The sequence below is a fragment of the Streptomyces sp. JK94 genome (assembly GCF_053613315.1).
This window is the reverse complement of the sequence record NZ_JBSICH010000016.1, coordinates 119,183-134,794: the sequence shown is the minus strand read 5'-3', so window position 1 is coordinate 134,794 and position 15,612 is coordinate 119,183. Positions and strand designations below refer to the sequence as shown.

The window sequence follows — 15,612 nt, the reverse complement described above, 5'->3', positions numbered from 1 at the left end:
AAGGCCGAAAGCCGGTGCAGGTGCCATGAGTTCCCGGGAAATCTGACCTTCTTTCAAAGAAGTCGTGTGTTGTCCGGTCGCCTTGTTGACCATGAGTGGTTTGTGCGAGAGTGAAGCACCCGGGGGGGTAAAGGCCGGGTTTCGCACGCGTTTTGGTGAGCCGGGTCGGTCTTCGCCCTGGCGAATGCACGCTCCCCACACCGCGCCCAAAAGGTACCCACCCATCGGGGTGCCCCCTTTCGGCGCCGGAACTTCTGAGTCACCTGTGCGTGGGAAGGAACATCTCAGTGCCCACCCCCCACCCCCCTCGGCCCGCGTACCCGCCCTCCGGCGGGGACCCCGGGGAGTCCGACGAGTCGCTGGCCGCACGGCTGCGGGACGGTCCGGAGAGTGACGCCGCCCGGTCCGGGGCACTGCTGATGGCCCGACACTGGCAGCCCGCCCATGACTACGCGGCCCTCTGTCTCGCCACGTCGGGGCAGGTCACCGCCATGGTCACCGCCGCCGCCTGGCACCGGGTGCTGGACCGTCTCGGTCAGGGTGAGCCGGCCACGGCCCTGCGTCCGCGACTGCTGGTGGCCGTGCGGGACACGGTCCGGCAGTGGTCCGCCGACGACGGGGTGTCCGCCGTTCTCCCGCAGCTGCTCAAACCGGCCGGCGGACGTGGCATGCGGGCGGCGAAGTCCCTGACCCCGGAAAACCGCACCCTGGCCGCACGGGCCTTCGCCGCCCTTCCCGGACCGGCCCGTTGTTTGCTGTGGCACACGGAGGTCGAGGGTGAGCCCCTGTCCGTCCCGGCCGGTCTGCTCGGCATGGACACCGACACCGCGTCGGTCACGCTCGAACAGGCGCGTGAGAAATTCCGGGAGGGTTGTCTGCAGGCCCATCGGCAGCTCGCGCCGACCCAGGACTGCCGTTTCCACAGTCGGCTCCTCGACGTTCCCATCCGCCGGGGAGGTGCTCTGCTGCCGGATGTCCGCAAGCACCTGGCGGACTGCCGGCACTGCCGGCACGCGGCCGAACAGCTCGGCCACTTCGAGCGCGGGCTGGGCACGCTGATGGCCGAGGCGGTGCTCGGCTGGGGTGCCCGGCGCTACCTCGACTCCCGCCCGGGCCGCGCGACCCTGGGCGGGCTCGCCAAGGGGGCCGCGCGGCACCGGAGCGGGCGCCCGGGGCTGCTGGCCCGGATGCCCGGGCCCCTGCGCGCGACACCGGGCCGGCCGCGCTCCGGCCGCTCGATGCTCAGGGAGTTCGGCGCGGCGTCCGTCGGCGTGCTGTCCGTCGTGCTCGTGGTGAGCGTGTGGTCGTACGACGGCGGCGCTGACCCGGCCGCCTCCACCAGCGCCGTCGGCGGCGCGGCGGCGGCCTCCGGGACCAGCCGCCCCGCACCGCCCGGCTCGGCGGGGCTGCCCACGGCGCCGGACCGGACCCGGCTGCGCAACACGGCCGCGGACCTCTGCCTCGACGTGCGGGACGAGCCGAAGGCCGGCGTCGGTGCCCGGCTGGCGACGTGCTCCGACGCGTGGACCCAGCAGTGGACCTACGAGGACGACGGCCTGCTGCGCAGCGTCGCCGACCCGGGCCTGTGCCTGGACTCGCAGGCGGACGCCGGAGTCGTCGTCCTCGGCACCTGCGCCGACGGGGGCACCGAGCGGGGCGACGACGTGCGCTACGACCTGTCCGGCCCGGGGGAGCTGGTGCCGCGCCGGAACAGGCAGCTCGCCCTCGCCGCGACCACCGCCGCGCCGGGCGCCGACGTCGTCGTCACGGTGCGCGACGGTTCCGACGGCCAGCGCTGGCGGAGCGAGCCGGTGCGGACGGACGCCTCCCGGTCCACCGTCGGTACCGGCGCCCCGGACGCCCGGAGCGTGGAGTTGCCGGGCGGCTGAGGGCCGGCCCTGACGGGGTCCACCGGGGCGGCCTGCGACCCGCCCCGCGGACCCGCGACGCGTCGGGCCGCCGACGCGGGCGGTCCGGCCGTGGACCGGGGCGGCGCACGGAAGGGGCCGGCGGAGCGCTCGGCGGCCGCCCTGCGGCGCAGCAGCCGGTCACCCGGGATCCTCGACGAGGTCGGCGGGGCCCGGCGTGGCCGGTGAGGCGTGCCCCGACAGGGCCAGGGTGAGGTCGAGTTCGGCCAGCAGGCAGCGGATCACGTGCTCGACGCCCGCCTGCCCGTCGAGGCCCAGACCGTAGACGTAGGGCCGGCCGAGGAGCACCGCCCGCGCCCCGAGCGCGAGCGCCTTGAAGACGTCGTCGCCGGTGCGGACGCCGCTGTCGAACAGCACGGTGAGCCGGTCGCCGACGGCCTCGGCCACGCGCGGCAGCGCGTCGGCCGCCGCGACGGAACCGGCGACCTGGCGACCGCCGTGGTTGGAGACCACCACGCCGTCCATCCCGGCATCGGCGGCCATCCGGGCGTCGTCCGGGTGCAGGACGCCCTTCAGGACGATCGGGCCGTCCCAGTTCTCCCGCAGGAACGCCAGGTCCGGCCAGGTCTTGGCCGGGTCGGAGAACATGCCGACGAAGTGCATCACCGCCGCGTTCGGGTCCTCGTGCACGGGTTTCGCCAGCCCCGCGAGGAACGCCGGGTCGGAGAAGTAGTTGGCGGTGCCCACGCCGTGCAGGAACGGCAGGTACGCCTGGTCCAGATCGCGCGGGCGCCACGACAGCAGCGGGGTGTCCAGCGTGACGAGGAGCACGCCGTACCCGGCCGCCTTCGCGCGGCCCAGGAAACTGCGGGTCACCTCGCGGTCCTTGGGCCAGTACAGCTGGAACCAGCGTTCGGCGTCCCCCATCGCCTCGGCGACCTGCTCCATGGGGGTGCTGGACGCCGAGGACAGGACGTAGGGCACGCCCTGCGCGGCGGCGGCCCGGGCGGCGGCCGGTTCCGCGTCCGGATGCATGACCGACAGGACCCCGACCGGCGCCAGCGCCAGCGGTGCGGGCAGCGGGCGGCCCAGCACCTCGACCGAGAGGTCGCGCTCGTGCACGTCGCGCAGCATGCGCGGCACGATCCGGCGCCGGTCCAGGGCCGCCCGGTTGGCGCGGGCGGTGCTGCCGTCGCCCGCGCTGCCCGCGACGTACCCGACCGGCCCGGGCCCGAGCCGCAGCTCGGCCAGTCCCTCCAGCCGGGTCGGATCGGTGGGCAGGCGCGGCACGGCGCCCGTCATCCCGTTCAGGTAGATCTCGTACTGGAAGTCCGCCCAGTGCTTCGCCATCCCCGGTCCCGCCTCTCGTCGTCGAGCTCGCGCCGTCAGCACCCTACCCGCGGGTACACAGAGCCGGACCACCGCGCGAACGGGCACGGTTCGGGGGTGTTTCAGGCCTATCGGTGAACGCGCGGATCACGCCATCCGGCCCGTTCATGCCTCAATATCCGATCAAGAACCGCCCAGTTCCGGACTTGGAACGTTCGAATTCCGTGACATCGCGCCACTGATTCAACACGCAAGGTTACCGAAACCCATGGGGTCGATATGAGTTTCGGCGACGGACTCGGCAGACTCGCGCTCGCCGTTCCGGCACCGACCGAGCCGGGCCGGCGACACCCTCGTATCGAGCGGAAGGATGCACACAATGCGGAACACCGCGCGCTGGGCAGCGACTCTGGGCCTGACGGCCACCGCCGTCTGCGGGCCCCTCGCCGGAGCCTCTCTCGCCTCCCCGGCCACCGCCCCCGCGTCGCTCCAAGCCCCCTCGGCCCTCGTGCTGACCATCGGGCACGGAGAGAGCGCTGCCACCGCCGTACCGCTTCGCGCGGTCACCCTGACCTGCGCCCCGACGGCCTCCGGAACCCACCCCGCCGCCGCCTCGGCCTGCGCCGAACTGCGCCGCGCGGGCGGCGACTTCAACGCCCTCGAGGCGGACACCGGCGTGCTGTGCACCCGGGAGTACGCGCCCGTGGTCGTCACCGTCGACGGGGTCTGGCAGGGCCGGCGCCTGTCCTACGAACGCACCTTCGCCAACGAGTGCGTGAAGAACGCGGGAAGCACGAGCGTCTTCACGTTCTGAGGACCGGGACCGCCCGGCCCGTTCGGCGTGACCGGCGCTCGCTACTGGGGAGTGCGAGCGCCGCCGTACGTAAGGCGCGGTCCCGCACCGGGGACGGCGGACGGAGTGGGGCCGTCCGCCGTTCTCCGGTATCCGGGGCGCCGAGGTCAGTCGGTCGCCGGGCCGTCGCCGGTGCCGGACGACCTGGCGCGGTGGCTCGTGTCGCACCAGGGGTAGCGCCGGCTGCGGCGACAGGTGCACAGGGCGACCTGGAAGCGGTCGGAGGACACGGTGGTCCCGTCCTCCAGCTCCACCTCCACCGGGCCCTCCACCAGCAGCGGCCCGCGGCGCTGGGCCTTGACCCGGCGTGGTGGGCCGGCGGGACGAGGGGTCTCAGACGGGGAGTTCGGCACGGACGACCACCAGCTCCTCCTCGTTCTCGGCCAGGGACAGCAGTCCGCGCTGGCGCAGCCAGCGCTCCCGGCCGCGCACCACGGGACCGAACGCGATCCGCTGCCGCCGGGTCACGGCCGCCTTCAGACCCGCCTCGCGCAGCTGCCCGACGGTCCGCCCCGGATCGCTGAGCGCCGACTGGACGAGCAGCAGCACACCGCCGGGGCGCAGCAGGGCGGGCGCCTCCCGGCAGATGCGGTCCAGGACCAGCCGGCCGTCGTGCCCCGCGTCCCAGGCCCGCGCCGCACCGCGCGGCCGGCGGCCACCGGCCGGTGCCGGCACGTACGGCGGGTTGGCCAGGACGAGGTCGAACGACTCGCCGCGTACGGGCGTGAAGAGGTTGCCGTGGCGGACGCGGATCCGCAGCCCGGCCCGGACGGCGTTCACCCGGGCCGCACAGACCGCCCGCCACGACACGTCCACCGCGGTCACCCGCGCGCCCCGCCGGGCCGCGGTCAGGGCCAGGGCGCCCGAGCCGGTCCCCACGTCGAGTACGGCCGCGGCCGGGGGCAGCGACTCGTCGGACAGCGCCCCGGCCAGCAGGGCGGTGTCCTCCTGAGGGGCGTAGACGCCCGGAAGCACCATGAAGTTCACGGAACCCGCGTACCCCACCGATCAGGAAATATGGGAGGTTTCGGAAGACTCGTGGTGCGTCCGGGGCAGCGGGGTGCGCAGGGACGAGCGGCCGGCCCGCCAGTCGGCGAGCAGCCGGGCGCCGAACCGGTCCTCGACGAGTCCGGTGGCGTCGATGCCGAAGGCGACGTCCGCCGCGAGGTGCGGCTCCTGCTCCAGCAGGCCGTCGATCACCTCGTGCCGCACGATCTGCTCGTGCACCGCGTCGGCCTCGACGTGCTCGTCGTAGAAGTGCTCGGCGGCCGGTCCGGCACCGGTGCGGCGCATCGCCTCGGCGAGCCGCCGGGAGCCGGGCGACGAGGTGATCTCGACCGCCGCGAAGTGACCCACCAGCGCGCCGCGCAGCGACCGGTGCAGGCCGAACAGGGACATCATGTTCACCGTGGCCAGGCACTCGGCGGACGCCGCGTCCAGATGGCGTCCGTACGTCGTGTCCAGGCCCAGGTCCGTCATCAGGTCGGCGAACAGGCGGGCGTGCACCCGGTCCGGACGGCCGCCGCCGTACTCGTCGAACTCCACCGCAGCCATCGCCGCCTTCGCGCGCCCCCACAGCCGGGGCAGCACCCAGGCGTGCGGGTCGGCCTCCTTCAGGTGGTACAGGGAGCGCTGGGCCGCGTACTCGCGCAGGTGCCACAGCTCGCCCTCGTCCCGCAGGAAGTGGCTGACGCCCTTGCCGTCGACCGGCTCGACGAGCAGCGCCCCGACCGCGTCCTCCACGGTGTCGTGCACCTCGGTGTCGGCGCGCAGCGCGGACAGGAAGCGGTCCTCCAGCGCGGCCCGGACGCGCAGCAGGCCGGGGTCCCATTCGAGGTCGGGGGAGACCCCGGCGAAACCCCGGTAGTGCAGCTCGTAGCACTGGTACAGGGCTAGCTGCAGGTCGTCACCGTACGCCGGCGCGGCGGCGGCGTCCTCCGGGCCGGGCAGCGGGCCCGTGCCGAGCAGGTACGCACCGACGGCCGCGGAGAGCGGGCCCCGGGCCGACGGCGGCTGTGGTCCTTCGAGGTCGTACTCCATGACGCCACGAGTACCCGGCGACCGCCCGGGCACCCCCGCCGCCCGTGCGTCGCGCGTCACTCCTCCCCGGCGTCCTTCTGTGCTCCGGTGTTCGGCGAGGTGGCGTCCCCGGCCTCGCCCCGGCGCGGTCGCGCGTCGGACTCGGCGTCACGGGGCCTGGCGTCCCGGATCTCGCGCAGGACCTCCTCGACGGCGGTCTCGGGCTGCTCGTGGGCGTGGTCGCCGTTCTGGGACACGGATGTCTCCTCTCCTCGTACGGTGGGCCGGATCGTCGGTTCGTTCGTCACGGCGCGGGTGTGGGCCGCCGCGCCGCGTCAGCTGGTCGTGGCCGCGATGCGCAGGGCGGCCGTCGGGGCGGGGTCCTGGGCGGTGGCCTCGTCGTTGCGGCGGATGACCTCCGCCCACCAGGACGGTCCGTCCTCGATGTGGCGCAGCAGGATGCCCTCCCGGATCGCCCAGGGGCAGAGCGTGACCGTCTCCAGTCCGGTCAGCTTCATCGCGGTGTGCCCGACCACCGCGCCGGCCAGACTCTGCGCCGCCCGCGGTGCAGAGATTCCGGGCAGCCGGGCCCGTTCGGCGGCGGACAGCGCGGCCAGCCGGCCGACCGCCTCACCCAGGTCCGAGCACCGCATCTGCCGCTCCACGAACGGCCCGTGCCGCCCCGGTGACGCCCCGCACAGCCGCCCGAGCTGCTGGAAGGTCCGCGAGGTGGCGACCGCGGTGCGCGGCCCCTCCCAGCGGATCCGCGCCGCCACGTCCCGCAACTGATGGCGGACCTGTCGGCGCAGCGCCTTGACGTGCTCCGGCGGCGGCGCGTCCTCACCGCCCTTGAGGAACTCGTGGGTCAGCCGTGCCGCACCGAGCGGCAGCGAGGCCACGAAGTCGGGCAGCCGGCCGCGGCCGAAGGCGACCTCCAGCGAGCCGCCGCCGATGTCGAGCAGGGCGAGCGGACCCGACCGCCAGCCCATCCAGCGCCGGGCCCCGAGGAACGTCAGCTCCGCCTCCACCTCGCCCGGCAGGGTGCACAGGGCGACCCCGGTGCGGTCGCGGACCGTGCGCAGCACCTCCAGGCGGTTCGGCGCGGCACGCACCACGGCCGTCGCGAAGGCCAGTGGGCCGGCCGCGCCCCACCGGGCCGCGGTCCTGCTCGCTCCTTCTACCGCCTCCACGAGCCGCTCCACGGCCTCCTCGGGCACCGGGCCGCCCGGCTCGACCTGCTCCGACAGCCGCAGCCGCCACTTCGCGGTGTGGACCGGCAGCGGTACCCCGCCCTCGGCGTCCGCCACCATGAGGCGGACCGTCTTCGATCCCACATCCACGACGCTGATACGCATGAGGGCGCAGGTACCCAATTATCCGACGCTCCAACGGCACGGCCGAAAACGGCACCCCGACGGGCAGGCCGGGAGCCGCGCCGCCCCGGCCCGCCGGGGCCGCCGGGCCAGGCCGGTCGCCGGACGGACGGCCACACAGCCGCCGCGTCGCCACAGCAGCGCCACCGGCGCGCCCGACAGCGCCCGGTGTCCGACCAGCGGCCCGACGTCGTCCCGCCACCAGCGGTCCTCCGGCCGGACCGTCCGGGTACGCACCCGCGAGGCGACGGCGACCCGCTCCACCGGGTCCGTCCGGTCGCTCTCCGCGCCGTCGCGCGCGGGCTCGGCGAGCGCGATCCCGCAGGAGCGGGCGACCAGCCTGCGGGCCGCGTACGTGGCGTCGGCGTCGGCGGCGGCCGTGGCGCGCCACCCCGGCCGCTTGCCGATGGCGGCCAGCAGGGTCCGGTCGGCCTGGGCACGTGCCGCCTCACCTGCCTTGATGCCGGCCGCCGTGCGGGACTCGTGGGTGCACTCCAGCTGCTCGGTCCAGCGGTCCAGCGGTCCAGCAGCCGGTACTGCCGGTCGACCATGCCCTGCCACGGCGCGGGGTCCACCAGCAGGTCCGGCCCCCGCGGTGCGATGGATCAAAACACGCGGCCCGTCCGCGCTTCCACTCAATCAACCCCTCCCACCAGGGCACTTGCGAAGCCCGAGGCTGCAACCGTGCAGGCCCGCGCATGCCTTGGCGGCGACTTCTTCACACGGGTCGCGACGGCCCGCGCGCTCCCTTGCCCCCGGCGGGCGGCACCGGCGCTCCGGCTCCCAAGGCCCGCAGGTCGCCGTGCGGTTGTGCAGATCCTCCAACGGGGGTGACCGGGTTGGGCCTGCGCTGTGCAGATTCACTGAAGCCGGGATTCCGGTCCCCGCCCGGAACGGAACGTCCCCGGCCGGATGCGCAGCGTGTCGGTCCGGTGGGATTGAACGGTTCGCCCGGCCCGCGCGTACCAACAGCCATCCAGGTGCCCCCAACAGCCGCCGGACGGCGGCGCGGAGCCCGTCCCAGGAGGTCGAGAAGGTTGAGTCACAAGCGCATTCCGAAGCGCAGGGCCGCGATGGCGGCAGGTGGTGTGCTGGCGCTCGGCGCGGCCGCCGTCCTGCTGCCGAACGCCAACGCCTCGCAGGACGGCGGATCCTCCGGCGACACCGCGTCGCCGAGGACCCTCAAGGCGGCGGACGCGCCGGATCTCGCTTCACAGCTCGCCGGCCTGCTCGGCGACGCCTTCGCGGGCTCGTACTACGACGCCGGCGAGCAGCGGCTCGTCGTCAACGTCGTGCCCGGCGGCGACGACCAGGTCGTCGTGCGGGCGAAGAAGGCGGGCGCGGACGTCCGCGAGGTCGACAACAGCATGGGCGAGCTGCGGAACGGCGCGCGGACCCTGAAGTCCGAGGCGACCATTCCGGGCACCGCATGGGCCATCGACCCGCGCACCAACAAGATCCTGGTGACCGCCGACCGCACCGTCACCGGCACCGCGTGGGACCGGCTGGAGTCCACCGTCGACGGCCTCGGCTCCGGCATGGCGACGATCAGGAAGTCCGCCGGCACCTTCAAGACCTTCGTCTCGGGCGGCGACGCCATCTTCGGCGGCGGCGCGCGCTGCTCCCTCGGCTTCAACGTGACCGCGGGCGACGGCTCCCCCGCGTTCCTGACCGCCGGTCACTGCGGCGTCGCGGACGACCAGTGGTCCGACGCGCAGGGCGGGCAGCCGATCGCCACCGTCGACCAGGCCGTCTTCCCCGGCGAGGGCGACTTCGCGCTCGTCCGGTACGACGACCCGGCGACCGAGGCGCCCAGCGAGGTCGACCTCGGCGACCAGACCGTCCCGATCAGCCGGGCCGCGGAGGCGGCGGTCGGTCAGCAGGTCTTCCGCATGGGCAGTACGACCGGACTGGCCGACGGCCAGGTCCTCGGCCTGGACGCCACCGTCAACTACCCCGAGGGGACGGTCACCGGCCTCATCCAGACCGACGTGTGCGCCGAACCGGGCGACAGCGGCGGCTCCCTGTTCACCCAGGACGGCCTCGCGATCGGGCTGACCTCCGGCGGCAGCGGTGACTGCGCGGTCGGCGGGGAGACGTTCTTCCAGCCGGTCACCACCGCACTGGAGGCGGTCGGTGCCACCCTGGGCGGCGACTCGGGCGGCCAGGCGGGCGCCGGGGAGGCCGGTGCGGGCGACCGGACCGGGGGAGAGCCGGCCGGGGGCGGTGACGCCGTCGGCGGTGAGGACGAGGCCGGCGGTGGACACGGTGCCGGTGAGGACGCCGGTGCGGAGGACGAGGACGCGGGCGCCGGTGCGGGTGACGGCGATGACGGCACGGGTGCCGGCGGTGGATACGGCTCCGGCCTGACGGGCTGATCCGGAACGCCCCGCATCCGCCGCGCGCCCACGGGCCCCGGCCGGCACCCGACGGGACCGGTCGGCGGTGGGCGGTCCGCCCCTCCGGCGGGAGGGACGGACCGCCGCACGGCGGGGCGCCACCGAGGCCGCCTCGCCGAGGGGTGACAGGACCCTCGCCTCAGCCCCGTGCCCGGAGCAGCATCAGGGCGATGTCGTCGGGCCGTTCCTCCGCACCCGTCTCGTCGCACACCAGGCGGTCGGCGAGTTCGTCCAGCGGCAGGTCACCGGCCCCGGCCAGCCGGTGTCCCAGACCGGTGAGGGCCTCCTCGAAGTCGACGCCGGGGGACTCCACCAGCCCGTCCGTGTAGGAGGCCAGCAGGGGGCCGGGGACGAGGTCGATCTCCGTGCACGGATACGCGGCCGAGGGGTCGATGCCCAGCAGGGGCCCGCCAGGCAGGTCCAGCACCTCCACCCGCCCGTCCGGACGGCGCAGCAGCGGCGGCGGATGCCCCGCGCGGGCCAGTGCCGCCCGCCCGCGCGCCGCGTCGAGCCGCAGGTACAGACAGCTTGCGAACAGCTCGGTGCCCAGGTCGATCAGCAGCCGGTTGGTGCTGCGCACGACGTCCTCGGGCGCCTGGCCGACGGCCGTGTAGGCGCGGACGGCGGTCCGCACCTGGCCCATCAGTCCGGCCGCCGTCACGTTGTGACCCTGCACGTCCCCGATCACCGCCGCCGACGCGGCCCCGTCCGGCACCAGGTCGTAGAAGTCGCCGCCGATGTCCATGCCGCGGGTGGCCGGCAGATAGCGGGCGGCGGCCTCGACGCCGGGCAGGGCGGGCAGCGAGTGCGGCAGCAGGGCGTCCTGCAGCCCGTGCGCCAGCCGGTACTTGGCGTCGTAGAGCAGGGCGCGGTCCAGGGCCTGCGCGACCAGCCCGGCCAGGCTGGTCAGGATCGCCCGCTCCTCCGTGGTGAAGGAGCGCGGTCGCTCGTAGGCGAGCACGCACGTGCCCACCGGCCGCCCCGAGGCGATCAGCGGAAGGAACGCCCAGGCCGCGAAGCCGTCGTTCGTGCCCCCTCGCTCCGGGTACAGGCGCCGCAGCTGCTCCCAGGACTCGAAGAACCCGGGCACCCCCGTCCGGAGGACCTGCGTGCCCGGGATGCGTGCGGTGAGCGGCGTGCCGTCGAAGCGCTCCGCGGCGTGCGCGTCCGGATACCCGCGGTGTCCGAGGACGTGCAGCCGGCCGGCCCGCGAGCCGAGGACGACCAGGCCCTGACTGCCGACCGTCGGGGCGATCTCGTCCGCGATCAGCCGCACCACGTCCCGCACGCCCACCGCCTCGGACAGCGCGCCGGTCAGACCGACCACCTGGGAGATCGTCACCAGCCGCGACGGGGCGGTCTCGGCCGCCACCGGTTCGGCGGGCCCCGGCCGCGACACTCCCCGGGCCCGGCTGACGCGCACGCTGAGCCCGGTCCTGGTCGGGTACAGCCGGAACGACAGCCAGTCGCGACCGACGTGGCCCGCGTCCAGCGCCTCGCCGCCGCGCTGGCCACCGCCGGCACCGTCCGCGACGTCAGCCATGCCGTCGTCGCGGCCCTGCGCAGGCCGCTGCGCGCCGACCGGATCGCGCTGGCCGAGCTGGAGGGCGACCGGCTCGTCGTCACCGTCCTCGACCCGCCCGAGCCCGAGTCCTGGCCCGAGCTGTGGCGGCTGGAGTGGCGCACCGAGTGGCCCGACGCACCGGTGCGGGCCATGCCCACCCTCGCCGCCGCGCTGCGCGAGGGCCGCGCCCGGATCTGGCCCCCCGGCACCGGCGAGCTGGAGCCCGCGCCCGCCGACGTCGGTCCCGGGGGCCTCGCCGTACTGCCGCTGCCCGCCGACGGCCGCATGGCCGGTGCCTGCCTGATCGGCTGGGACGCCCCGCACGAATTCGGCCCCGACGAGCGCGCCCTGCTCACCGCCTCCGCCGGCCTCGCCGGGCAGGCCCTGATGCGCGCCCACGCCTTCGACGCCGAGCACGAACTGGTCGGCATGCTCCAGCGCCGGCTGCTGCCGCGCCGGCTGCCGAAGCTGCCCGGCGCGGTCGCCGTCGCCCGCTACCTGCCCAGCACGGCCGGACTGGAGCTGGGCGGGGACTGGTACGACGTCATCCCGCTGCCCGACCACCACGTGGCCCTCGTCATCGGCGACGTCCAGGGGCACAGCGCCGCCGCCGCCACCCTCATGGGCCAGATGCGTACGGCCCTGCGCGCCTAGGCTGTCGAGGGCCACCCGCCGGACGTGGTGGTCTCCCACGCCAACCGGCTGCTGATGGACATGGAGACCGACCTCTTCGCCACCTGCGTCTACGTCGACCTCGACCTGGAGGAGCGCTCCGCCTGGTGCGTCCGGGCCGGGCACCCGCCGCCGGTGCTGCGCCACCGCGACGGCACGACGGAGATCGCGGAATCGAAGGGCGGTCCGCCGCTGGGTGTGATGACCCATACCGACTTCCCGATGAGCCCGCTGCGGCTGCGGCTGCGGCTGCGGCTGCGGCCCGGCACGCTGATCGCCCTCACCACGGACGGGCTCGTGGAGTCCGCCGACGCCGACATCGACGAGGGCATGGACCGCCTCGCGCACGCCCTGGCCGTGTCCGACCCCGCCCACCTCGGGCTCGTCGCCGACGCCCTGCTCGGCAACGCCCGCCGCAGCGACGACGTCGCCCTGCTGCTGGTGCGCTACGACGGCATGGCCGTGCGCCCGCTGCGGGAGAGCTGGTCGGTGTGGCGGCTGCCCGAGGCCGTGCGGCACGCCCGCCGCTTCACCCGGCGCGTCCTGCGCTCCTGGGGCGTGCCGGACGACGACGTCGACGGCGTCCTCCTGATCGTCTCCGAACTGGTCACCAACGCCCTGGTCCACACCGACGGCCAGGTCCGCCTCGACCTCACTCTGATCCACGCCCGGCTGCGCGTCGCGGTCGCCGACGCCTCGCCCCGCACGCCGGTCAAACCGACCCGCATCGGCTGGGAGGCCACGGGCGGACGCGGCATCCTCCTCGTCGAGGCGATGTCGGCGACCTGGGGGACGCTGCCGGTCGGCGGAGGCAAGCAGGTGTGGAGCGAGATCCCGCTGCGCCGCGCCCCCGCACAGGTGCCGGCGCCGCCGACGCGGTCACCCGGCCCGGCCCCGCACCCCAGGGCGCACGCGACCGGTGTTTCGCCGGAGGGCGCACGGGGACCCGCCGAGTGACGGCCCCGGACGCAGAAGGAAGATGATGCCCCATGACCACGGAAACCGTCGACAAACCCGTCGTCCGCCGTTTCGAGACGGGGTGGTCGAAAGCGCGACGCCTGCGGAGCCGGGTCGCGGTGCGCACCTGGATACCCGCCGTGGAGGAGGACGGCGCGTCTCGCGCACCGCGAACGGGCCAGGAGTCGAACATCGTCAGGGGCGAGGACTGAAACACGCCCCGGGGCGGTAGCAACCGCCCGGCGCGCCGGCCCCGGAGCCGGCGCGGTGCGCGTCCGGGCCGGCCGCGGACCGACGGGGGCACGCGGGTAACGTCGGTCCTCCGCCCACCCGTCTCCCCACCGCACGCAGCAAGGCACAGAACCGCCCATGAACCTTCTGGTCACCGGCGCCGCCGGATTCATCGGCTCCCGGTACGTCCGGACGCTCCTCGCCCCCGGCACGCCCGAGCCGCCGCGGATCACGGTGCTGGACGCCCTCACCTACGCCGGTACCACGGACAACCTCGAACTCGGCCACCCGCGGCTGGACTTCGTGCACGGCGACATCCGCGACGCCGCACTCGTCGACAAGCTGATGGCCGGGGCCGACCAGGTGGTGCACTTCGCCGCGGAATCCCATGTGGACCGCTCGATCGACTCCGCCGCCGACTTCGTCCTCACCAACGTCGCCGGCACCCAGACCCTCCTGGACGCGGCCCTGCGCCACGGGGTGGGGCCCTTCGTCCACGTCTCCACCGACGAGGTGTACGGCTCCGTCGACTCCGGCTCGGCGACCGAGGAGCACCCGCTGCGGCCGAGTTCCCCCTACTCCGCCTCGAAGGCGTCGGGCGACCTGCTGGCCCTCGCGTACCACCGCACCCACGGCCTCGACGTACGGGTGACCCGCTGCTCCAACAACTACGGCCCGCACCAGTTCCCCGAGAAGCTCGTGCCGCTGTTCGTCACCCACCTCCTCGACGGCCGACGGGTCCCGCTGTACGGGGACGGCCGCAACGTCCGCGACTGGCTGCACGTGGACGACCACTGCCGGGGCGTCGACCTGGTGCGCACCCGGGGCCGGGCCGGCGAGGTCTACAACATCGGCGGCGGCACCGAGCTGAGCAACCGCGACCTGACCGGCCTGCTCCTGGACGCCTGTGGCGCCGGGTGGGACCGGGTCGTGCACGTCGCGGACCGCAAGGGCCACGACCTGCGCTACTGCGTCGACTGGAGCAAGGCCCGCGACGAACTGGGCTACCGGCCCGGCCGCGACTTCACGGCCGGGCTGGCCGCCACCGTCGTCTGGTACCGGGACAACCGGGCCTGGTGGGAGCCGCTCAAGCGGCGCACCGACGGGGAGCCGTGAGCCGCACCCACGCACGCCGCCGCCGGGGACGAGAGGCCCCGGACTCCGCTCCCCGCTACGCTGGCCCCGTGCGCCTGCTGCTCATGTCCGACACCCACCTGCCGAAGCGGGCGAGGGAGCTGCCCGCGCCGCTGCTGGCGGAGGTCGCGCGCGCCGACGTCGTCGTGCACGCGGGGGACTGGGTCGACACCGCCACCCTCGACCTGCTGGAGAGCCGCAGCCGCCGACTCGTCGGCGTGTACGGCAACAACGACGGCCCCGACCTGCGTGCCCGGCTGCCCGAGGTGGCCCGGGTCGAACTCGACGGCCTGCGCCTCGGCGTCGTCCACGAGACCGGGGCCGCCCGGGGACGCGAGGCACGCTGCACCGCCCGCTTCCCGGACCTCGACGTCCTGGTCTTCGGGCACAGCCACATCCCCTGGGACACCAGCGCCGACAGCGGCCTGCGCCTGCTCAACCCGGGATCGCCGACCGACCGCCGACGGCAGCCGTACTGCACCTACATGACGGCCGTGATCGCCGACGGCCGGCTCCGGGACGTCGGACTGCACCGGCTGCCGCCCCGGCAGGCGGCCACCCGCCGGGGCTGAGCCGGTCCGCCGGCCCCAGCCGTCACCCGCGCGCGGCAGAGCCCCGGCGGGCTTCCCGGGTACGCGCCGGGAGCGGCGAGCCCGCGTACCCCGGCAGGCGGGCGACGATGCCGCCGTCCCTCCCTCGCCGCCCGGCGCGCGGCGTGACGTCTCCGGTCCGGCCACTGGTCCTGACGGGTGAGCGGCGTCGCCCGCCCGTGTCCGGCCCGGCCCGGCGGCGTTGCCCAGGGCATGATCTCCACACGACGTATCGCTGCCGTTGTCGGACTCGCCGCCGGGGTGACCGGTCTCGCCGCACCGATGGCGGGCGCGGCCGACGGGGGCGCGCCGGGTACCGGCAAGCTCAGCGTGACGAAGACGCTGGACTCGCTCGCCGTGAGCGACATGCCCGCCGAGGACCGGGCCCGGCTGCCGCGCCCCTCCCAGCAGCTGAACCGGCTCGACGACCTCAATCAGCTCCGCCAGTTCACCGGCCTGGTCTCGCCGGTGTTCGGCGCCGTCCCCGCCCTGGGCTGACGGCCGGAACGAAGCCGCCGTCGAGGGCCGCCCGATGCCGGGCGGCCCTCACGCGTGTCCGCGCGCGTCCGCACGCATCGGCCGCCCGCGGCCGGGAGGCACGCGGCCGCCGGCTCAGCGGGGCC

The 15,612-nt window shown here is 75.1% G+C and carries 13 protein-coding genes and 3 pseudogenes; 8 read left to right on the top strand and 8 right to left on the bottom strand.

From position 1 onward, the window contains the following. Nucleotides 1-287: 287 nt before the first annotated feature. Nucleotides 288-1,889: a ricin-type beta-trefoil lectin domain protein gene (locus ACVV2G_RS16455; RefSeq protein WP_453843428.1), complete on the top strand. Its 1,602-nt coding sequence runs from the start codon at nucleotides 288-290 to the stop codon at nucleotides 1,887-1,889. A 159-nt stretch (nucleotides 1,890-2,048) separates the two neighbouring features. Here the strand turns inward: ACVV2G_RS16455 and ACVV2G_RS16450 are convergent, their stop codons facing one another. Further along, entirely contained in the window at nucleotides 2,049-3,218 is a 1,170-nt protein-coding gene (locus ACVV2G_RS16450) for a lactate 2-monooxygenase (protein ID WP_453843427.1), read from the bottom strand. Between the two features lie 358 nt (nucleotides 3,219-3,576). Between ACVV2G_RS16450 and ACVV2G_RS16445 the strand changes: the two genes are divergently transcribed. After that, nucleotides 3,577-4,011 (top strand): protease inhibitor, encoded by a 435-nt coding sequence (locus tag ACVV2G_RS16445; protein ID WP_453843426.1) that lies wholly within the window; start codon nucleotides 3,577-3,579, stop codon nucleotides 4,009-4,011. Nucleotides 4,012-4,157: 146 nt separating this feature from the next. Here the strand turns inward: ACVV2G_RS16445 and ACVV2G_RS16440 are convergent, their stop codons facing one another. The 6 genes and pseudogenes from ACVV2G_RS16440 to ACVV2G_RS16415 form a co-directional block, all read right to left on the bottom strand. After that, complete coding sequence (locus ACVV2G_RS16440) at nucleotides 4,158-4,403, bottom strand: CDGSH iron-sulfur domain-containing protein (protein WP_453843425.1); 246 nt, start codon at nucleotides 4,401-4,403, stop codon at nucleotides 4,158-4,160. Next, on the bottom strand, nucleotides 4,384-5,028 hold the full coding sequence (locus ACVV2G_RS16435; RefSeq protein ID WP_453843524.1) for a HemK2/MTQ2 family protein methyltransferase: 645 nt from the start codon (nucleotides 5,026-5,028) through the stop codon (nucleotides 4,384-4,386). The genes ACVV2G_RS16440 and ACVV2G_RS16435 overlap by 20 nt, the downstream gene beginning before the upstream one ends. Nucleotides 5,029-5,058: 30 nt before the next feature. Continuing rightward, nucleotides 5,059-6,090, bottom strand: a complete 1,032-nt coding sequence (locus ACVV2G_RS16430) for an iron-containing redox enzyme family protein (RefSeq protein ID WP_453843424.1) — start codon at nucleotides 6,088-6,090, stop codon at nucleotides 5,059-5,061. Between the two features lie 56 nt (nucleotides 6,091-6,146). After that, the gene (locus tag ACVV2G_RS16425) at nucleotides 6,147-6,326 is read right to left on the bottom strand and encodes a hypothetical protein (RefSeq protein ID WP_453843423.1); all 180 of its coding nucleotides are present in this window, start codon (nucleotides 6,324-6,326) and stop codon (nucleotides 6,147-6,149) included. A gap of 78 nt (nucleotides 6,327-6,404) precedes the next feature. After that, nucleotides 6,405-7,424 carry a Ppx/GppA family phosphatase gene (locus tag ACVV2G_RS16420; protein WP_453843422.1) on the bottom strand — a complete coding sequence of 340 codons (1,020 nt, stop codon included), beginning with the start codon at nucleotides 7,422-7,424 and terminating at the stop codon, nucleotides 6,405-6,407. Nucleotides 7,425-7,505: 81 nt separating this feature from the next. After that, a pseudogene (locus tag ACVV2G_RS16415) lies at nucleotides 7,506-8,041 on the bottom strand (NHLP bacteriocin export ABC transporter permease/ATPase subunit); the annotation flags it as partial. A 438-nt stretch (nucleotides 8,042-8,479) separates the two neighbouring features. On the opposite strand from ACVV2G_RS16415, the gene ACVV2G_RS16410 reads away from it, so the two are divergent. Further along, the gene (locus ACVV2G_RS16410; protein ID WP_453843421.1) at nucleotides 8,480-9,820 is read left to right on the top strand and encodes a S1 family peptidase; all 1,341 of its coding nucleotides are present in this window, start codon (nucleotides 8,480-8,482) and stop codon (nucleotides 9,818-9,820) included. Between the two features lie 160 nt (nucleotides 9,821-9,980). Here the strand turns inward: ACVV2G_RS16410 and ACVV2G_RS16405 are convergent. Beyond that, nucleotides 9,981-11,309: pseudogene (locus ACVV2G_RS16405) on the bottom strand (PP2C family protein-serine/threonine phosphatase); the annotation flags it as partial. Between the two features lie 3 nt (nucleotides 11,310-11,312). Here ACVV2G_RS16405 and ACVV2G_RS16400 point away from each other — a divergent pair. The 5 genes and pseudogenes from ACVV2G_RS16400 to ACVV2G_RS16380 all read left to right on the top strand — a co-directional run. Next, nucleotides 11,313-13,034: pseudogene (locus ACVV2G_RS16400) on the top strand (ATP-binding SpoIIE family protein phosphatase); the annotation flags it as partial. 32 nt (nucleotides 13,035-13,066) lie between these two features. Beyond that, on the top strand, nucleotides 13,067-13,246 hold the full coding sequence (locus tag ACVV2G_RS16395) for a hypothetical protein (RefSeq protein WP_453843420.1): 180 nt from the start codon (nucleotides 13,067-13,069) through the stop codon (nucleotides 13,244-13,246). Between the two features lie 157 nt (nucleotides 13,247-13,403). Continuing rightward, the gene (rfbB, locus tag ACVV2G_RS16390; protein ID WP_453843419.1) at nucleotides 13,404-14,381 is read left to right on the top strand and encodes a dTDP-glucose 4,6-dehydratase; all 978 of its coding nucleotides are present in this window, start codon (nucleotides 13,404-13,406) and stop codon (nucleotides 14,379-14,381) included. 68 nt (nucleotides 14,382-14,449) lie between these two features. Beyond that, complete coding sequence (locus tag ACVV2G_RS16385; protein ID WP_453843418.1) at nucleotides 14,450-14,971, top strand: metallophosphoesterase family protein; 522 nt, start codon at nucleotides 14,450-14,452, stop codon at nucleotides 14,969-14,971. A gap of 231 nt (nucleotides 14,972-15,202) precedes the next feature. Then, nucleotides 15,203-15,487, top strand: a complete 285-nt coding sequence (locus tag ACVV2G_RS16380; protein WP_453843417.1) for a hypothetical protein — start codon at nucleotides 15,203-15,205, stop codon at nucleotides 15,485-15,487. The last annotated feature ends 125 nt before the right edge of the window (nucleotides 15,488-15,612 follow it).

Coding starts and splice junctions, on each gene's coding strand:
- ACVV2G_RS16450 (WP_453843427.1), bottom strand. CDS start 3,218: ATGGCGAAGCACTGGGCGGACTTCCAGTACGAGATCTACCTGAACGGG.
- ACVV2G_RS16445 (WP_453843426.1), top strand. CDS start 3,577: ATGCGGAACACCGCGCGCTGGGCAGCGACTCTGGGCCTGACGGCCACC.
- ACVV2G_RS16435 (WP_453843524.1), bottom strand. CDS start 5,028: ATGGTGCTTCCGGGCGTCTACGCCCCTCAGGAGGACACCGCCCTGCTG.
- ACVV2G_RS16430 (WP_453843424.1), bottom strand. CDS start 6,090: ATGGAGTACGACCTCGAAGGACCACAGCCGCCGTCGGCCCGGGGCCCG.
- ACVV2G_RS16420 (WP_453843422.1), bottom strand. CDS start 7,424: ATGCGTATCAGCGTCGTGGATGTGGGATCGAAGACGGTCCGCCTCATG.
- ACVV2G_RS16395 (WP_453843420.1), top strand. CDS start 13,067: ATGACCACGGAAACCGTCGACAAACCCGTCGTCCGCCGTTTCGAGACG.
- rfbB (WP_453843419.1), top strand. CDS start 13,404: ATGAACCTTCTGGTCACCGGCGCCGCCGGATTCATCGGCTCCCGGTAC.
- ACVV2G_RS16380 (WP_453843417.1), top strand. CDS start 15,203: ATGATCTCCACACGACGTATCGCTGCCGTTGTCGGACTCGCCGCCGGG.